This is a genomic window from Candidatus Schekmanbacteria bacterium, from assembly GCA_003695725.1.
GTDB lineage: Bacteria > Schekmanbacteria > GWA2-38-11 > GWA2-38-11 > J061 > J061.
The window spans coordinates 1-5,143 of the sequence record RFHX01000090.1 but is presented as its reverse complement, the minus strand read 5'-3'; the positions used below and the strand labels follow the sequence as shown (position 1 = coordinate 5,143).

Genomic DNA, 5,143 nt, shown 5'->3' with positions numbered 1-5,143 from the left:
TGCTTATTCTTTCATCAGGTAAAAATACAGCCGTAAAGAGCAATGAATACGAGTGGATTAATATCTTGAAGAAAGAATTGGGATATTTTTCAGTAGAAAAACTTAATGATAATTTCTCTTTCAAAAATATAGATGCACCACTTTTATTTCTTTCAAGCGAGGCTCTTAATGAAATCTCTTTAAAACCTCTCTTGATAAAAGAACTTGAATTTTTGGCGGAAGAAAAAGGTGCAACTCTCTTTTTGGAATTTCCAGATAATAGCTATGAATTCATCACAGGAGTCGTATCAGGCGCTGAATCCTATCTCAATATCGATGAGATTCTTATCCACAGTCAAAATGAAGAAAAAATATTTTTTCCCTCTCTTGAGGTTATGCTTCCTTATAGAAGTGTTATCACAACTTCAGATGATTCCAATATCAATCTATCATTGGGCAGAAGATGCCTGATGTTTTTCAGAAGATTAGGTAAAGGCAACATAATAAGCATTTTTTTCCCTCTTTCAAAATGGAGACGGCTAATTTCAAGTGGTATCGACAATGATGATGATATGCTTGCGAGAATGCTTAAAAGCATTTCAAAACTCAAACATTTTCAATCCTGCGACTTAAGTCTCTTAAAAGAGCGGAGATATGAAGATATGCCATTTTTAGATGTATTAGAAAGATTTATAATAGACAAGGCAGTTGAAATTTCATCTATTCCAAGATGGTGGTACTATCCATATTGTACGCGCTCTGCAGTAATATTAACCTTCGATGAAGATTATAGTGGAGATGAAATAAAAACACTTTTAATGAAAGATTTTCCTGAAGATTTGAAATTTACAATATTCTTTATGTCTTCTACCAAAGCATCAAAAGAAACATTTGCTGAAATATTAAAGAATAATGGAGAAATTGGCGTTCATTGGAACAGATTTCGCTTCCATATAACAGCCGCTGGCTTTCATTATGAAAAAAATAAATCTCTCCTGTTACAAAAAGAAATTTTGGAATCGATGAGTACTAATAACTTTTCCAATTCATCGAGAATTCACTATCTTCTCTGTGATTATGATCCCTTCTACACATTTCATCTTCTAAATTGCGCTAATATAAGAGTTGATTCTACTTGGGGACCCGGCAGAGATATGGGTGGATATATCTTTGGCACAGGATTTCCTTATCATTCGCCTGAAAAAAATGGGCAAATATCAAATCTCTATGAATTTCCCTTTATAGTCCATGAACCTCAAGGCAATCTTTCCCTTGATGAAATAAGAAATCTACTCTCCTCTTCTCTCAACAAATATCATTCTCCTGCAGTCATACTTTTTCACCCTCACTTCTGCATTGGTAATGACAATTCTTCTAAAAAATTTAAATCCATAATAAAATATTTACACGAAAAGGATGGCTTTTGGAAAACTTCAATTTCAGAATTCATAGATTTTTATGAAAAGAGAGCTGAAAGCGAATTGTCATTTCGAAGGATTGGAGAAAGGATTGAGATAGAATGCAATGTAGAATATGATGGATTGACTTTAATGTTGCCTTCAAAGGGAGAGATAACAAAAATAGAGGTTGATGGAAATCCTTATTCTTCCGTTAATATTTCAGGTAGAGAAATGATAAGTCTAAAAAAAGGGAAACATCTGATTAAAGTGGAATAAAGAAATGAATGAAAAGATAAGTATCGTACTTCCCGCTTGTGATGAAGAAGGTACCATCGAGGAAGTGATAAGACAATCTTATGAGTATCTCAAAAAAAAAGGTTATGATGGAGAAATAATAGTCATCAATGACGGGAGTCGTGACAATACAGGGAAAATTGTTTCATCACTGAGAGAGGAAATACCTAACCTAAAACTCCTAAATCATAGGAAAAGGAAGGGACTCACGGAAGCCCTTGTAACCGGTTTTTCCAATGTTTCAGGAGATATAATAATTTTTCTTCCTGCTGACCTGCAATCTAAACCAATAGAAGATATCCCAAAACTTCTTTCTGTAATCTTCGAGGGATATGATATAGCAGCAGGATGCAGAAAGGGAAGAAAGGAATTCAAAATTTTTGCTTCAGGCATATATAACTTTCTCTGCAAACTTATGTTCAATGTAAATGTAAAAGACCAAAATTGGATAAAAGCTTTTAAGAGAGAAGTTATTGAAGATATACCTCTTCGCGCAAATTGGCATCGCTATATCATCCCAATTGCCTGCAATGAAGGCTACACGGTAAAAGAAGTTGAAACGAATTGGTATCCGCGCCAATCGGGAAACTCAAAGTTTGGGTTTAGAAGATTGTTTGCCGCATTTATAGACTTGATCGTGGTAAAGTTTCGCCTATCCTTTATGAAAAAGCCGATGTATTTTTTTGGAGGCATTGGCGCTGTTTTCTTTGTTTCAGGATTTACGATAAATCTTCTTCAGGTAATATCAGATTATTTGTTAAGAATATATGACATAAAAGAGCATATTCCAATGGTAATTCTTGGGGTTTCCTTAATGATTTTGGGCTTTCAGATAATTTCTCTCGGTTTTCTTGGAGAACTGATAGTAGAACAATTCTCAACGAAAAAAAAGAGAAGAGACTAATTGCTTCCCATCGATTCCCCAAAAATCAATTGGGACATAATCCGCTGCAGACAAAACTTTTTTGGAAATTTCCTCACTATTTGAAATCAAGTTCAAAAATTCTTTTACTGTAACGACTTCAACACCCTTTTCATTTTTTAAAAAATTTACAAAACTTTTCAGTCTTTCAATGACATCTTCTCTTATGATAGAATGCAGTGGTGCATTATTCTTAATCATCTCCCATTTGATAAAACTAAAACTATGAAGGAAAACCACTATTAGGGAATTTCCTGCCAATAAAAACTTTTTGCAAACTCTCTTCAATCCGTGGATGTTCATCCAGTTGATATCTATCTTACAATTTCCACCGTAAAATGCATTTCTTTTGGATACACTATTAAAAAAACTAATAAAAGGAGATAAAATGAGGCGATAAAAAGAGACTGGAATTTCATAGATGCCATCGACTATCTTAACTCTATTTTTTGTAATTGAAAGAGGGGAAACAGAAAGAAAATTACTGCAATCGGCAATTATTCCAAAGTCTCGCAAAATAGGAATGCTTTTTTCGTCCATCATATAACTTCCAGCCCTAAACGCCTTGGGGCTTTCGCCGCTTCCTTTCCCGATAATTTCACATCCTTTTTTCAACATTTCTCTTTTTTCATTATCAGCCAAAAAACAAAACTCATTCCCATTTGGATGAATATGAAGCTGCACATCATGATTTCTCTTTGCAATATAATTGACTGCGCCAACTACCGCATCTTCGCCAAAAATCTCCTCAGCGCCTGTATCAATAAAAAAAGACCCGTAAAAGCCCTTTTCTTCCAGAATGTCGCATATCAGCCCTACTCCATATTCCTTACCTTGAAAGGATGCAATAACAGATTCTTCGAATCCTATGCTGTCATCAGGACTTTCGCAGTCTATAGTAAATATCACATACATTTTCTTTGCATTTAATTTTTTGTAGTACTGAATCAATTATTCAAAATTTATTCTTATAATCTGAATAAATAGACTCGCATCTCTTCACTATTTCTTCCGCATTTTTGCCCCAATCATATTTATTTTCAGCTATCTTCCTCCCCTTCATCCCCATTTCGAAAGCTCCTTTAGGATTATTTATTACCCATTCCATCTTTTGCGCAAGCGCTTTGATATTTTCCTTTTCAAATATCAACCCATTTTCTCCATCATCAATGAGCTCTAAATTTCCTTTGTTGTCAGATGCAATAATTGGAAGTCCTGAACCCATATACTCAACTCCTCTTACAACAAGAGCGATTTCCGTTGCAGGCATATATCTATCGCAAATAATGCCTGCACTTGCCTTTCGATGGTATTTGGGAATTTCCCTGTGGTCAATCCAGCCAGTAAAAACTACATTATCACTTAAACCTAATTCCTTACAAAGATTAATACATTCGGATAGCTTACTCCCATCGCCTATTACAGAAAGTTTTATAAAAGGATATTTTTCCTTCAATAAAGCCACTGCCCGCAAAATAATATCAACACCATCATGCGCTTCAATTCCTCCTGAAAAGACAAAATGTCCTAATTCTCTTTCTTCTTCATTTGAAGGTTTGAACAATTTCAAATCAACTCCATGAGGCACAACAAAAACATTTTTCTTCCCTGTTTCCCTCACTTTTTCTGCCAATGCCTCTGACATACAGCTTACAGAATCATAAAAGTGTGGAATCATTCGCTCAATTTTAGGCGCTACCTTCTTTATAAATCCAAATGAAGAAAGTCCTGATATAATATCATCCAAGTCAATCAGTGATGGCGAAAGTTTAAAAATTCGGGCAGGGATAGAAGAAATTCCTGCAACCGCGATATGAGCCATCAGAAAATCATAATCTTCAAAAACAAGCCGGACAGATGTTTTTAAAATATATTTCAAATAAGCAAACTCTTTATTCTTTGTTTTAAATCTCTCAATATTGCAGACTCCATAAAAGTTTATGCCTCCTTCTACCTCATTCTCTCCATCATATTGGCTTCCATAAGGTGCAAAGATTTTAACATTATGGCCTCTTCTTTTAAAAGATTCGGCAATCTTCAAAACTCTGATTGTGCCTCCTCCCTTCACAGGAAAGAATGTTTCATGTGTTACTATTGCAACCTTCATTCCACTGAACAATCCTTTTTTTTAAACAATCAGGGTATTATCTGTTATTATATAATATTCAGGTTAATATAATATCAATTGGAATGAAAAAGTTAGGAAATAATTTAATAATAGCAATCTTCTTTCTCCTCATAATTTTCTGCGGTATAGGAGCTCGTCTATACCACATAAGAGCCCCTCTGGCAGATCATCAGGAATGGAGACAATGTGATACTGCCGCTATGGCTAAAAACTTTTCCGAAAACAATACATCAATTCTTTATCCTCAAATTGATTGGGGAGGAAACAGCAGTGGTTATGTCGAATCAGAATTTCCATTATTCCCTTATATCGTTTCAATAATCTATCGCTTTACCGGAACAAATTCCAAATATGGAAGAATGTTATCCATATTATTATATCCACTCTCCTCTCTTTTGCTTTTTTTAACAACATCGTTGA

General features: G+C 34.6%; 5 protein-coding genes. 3 read left to right on the top strand and 2 right to left on the bottom strand.

Annotated features, from left to right (window positions below):
* Both D6734_03725 and D6734_03720 read left to right on the top strand, forming a co-directional pair.
* Nucleotides 1–1,655, top strand: a 1,655-nt coding sequence (locus tag D6734_03725; protein ID RMF96432.1) for a hypothetical protein, incomplete at its 5' end; no start/stop codon positions are given.
* Between the two features lie 4 nt (nucleotides 1,656–1,659).
* Complete coding sequence (locus D6734_03720; GenBank protein RMF96431.1) at nucleotides 1,660–2,577, top strand: glycosyltransferase family 2 protein; 918 nt, start codon at nucleotides 1,660–1,662, stop codon at nucleotides 2,575–2,577.
* Here D6734_03720 and D6734_03715 read toward each other — a convergent pair.
* Both D6734_03715 and D6734_03710 read right to left on the bottom strand, forming a co-directional pair.
* Entirely contained in the window at nucleotides 2,551–3,510 is a 960-nt protein-coding gene (locus D6734_03715) for a hypothetical protein (protein RMF96430.1), read from the bottom strand. The genes D6734_03720 and D6734_03715 overlap by 27 nt on opposite strands.
* 40 nt (nucleotides 3,511–3,550) lie before the next feature.
* The gene (locus tag D6734_03710; protein ID RMF96429.1) at nucleotides 3,551–4,702 is read right to left on the bottom strand and encodes a glycosyltransferase family 1 protein; all 1,152 of its coding nucleotides are present in this window, start codon (nucleotides 4,700–4,702) and stop codon (nucleotides 3,551–3,553) included.
* An 83-nt stretch (nucleotides 4,703–4,785) separates the two neighbouring features.
* Between D6734_03710 and D6734_03705 the strand changes: the two genes are divergently transcribed.
* Nucleotides 4,786–5,143: hypothetical protein (locus D6734_03705; GenBank protein RMF96428.1), on the top strand; the 358-nt coding region annotated here is incomplete at its 3' end.

Excerpts from the sequence above, each read along its gene's own strand:
- D6734_03710 (RMF96429.1), bottom strand. The coding sequence starts at position 4,702 with ATGAAGGTTGCAATAGTAACACATGAAACATTCTTTCCTGTGAAGGGA.
- D6734_03720 (RMF96431.1), top strand. The coding sequence starts at position 1,660 with ATGAATGAAAAGATAAGTATCGTACTTCCCGCTTGTGATGAAGAAGGT.
- D6734_03715 (RMF96430.1), bottom strand. The coding sequence starts at position 3,510 with ATGTATGTGATATTTACTATAGACTGCGAAAGTCCTGATGACAGCATA.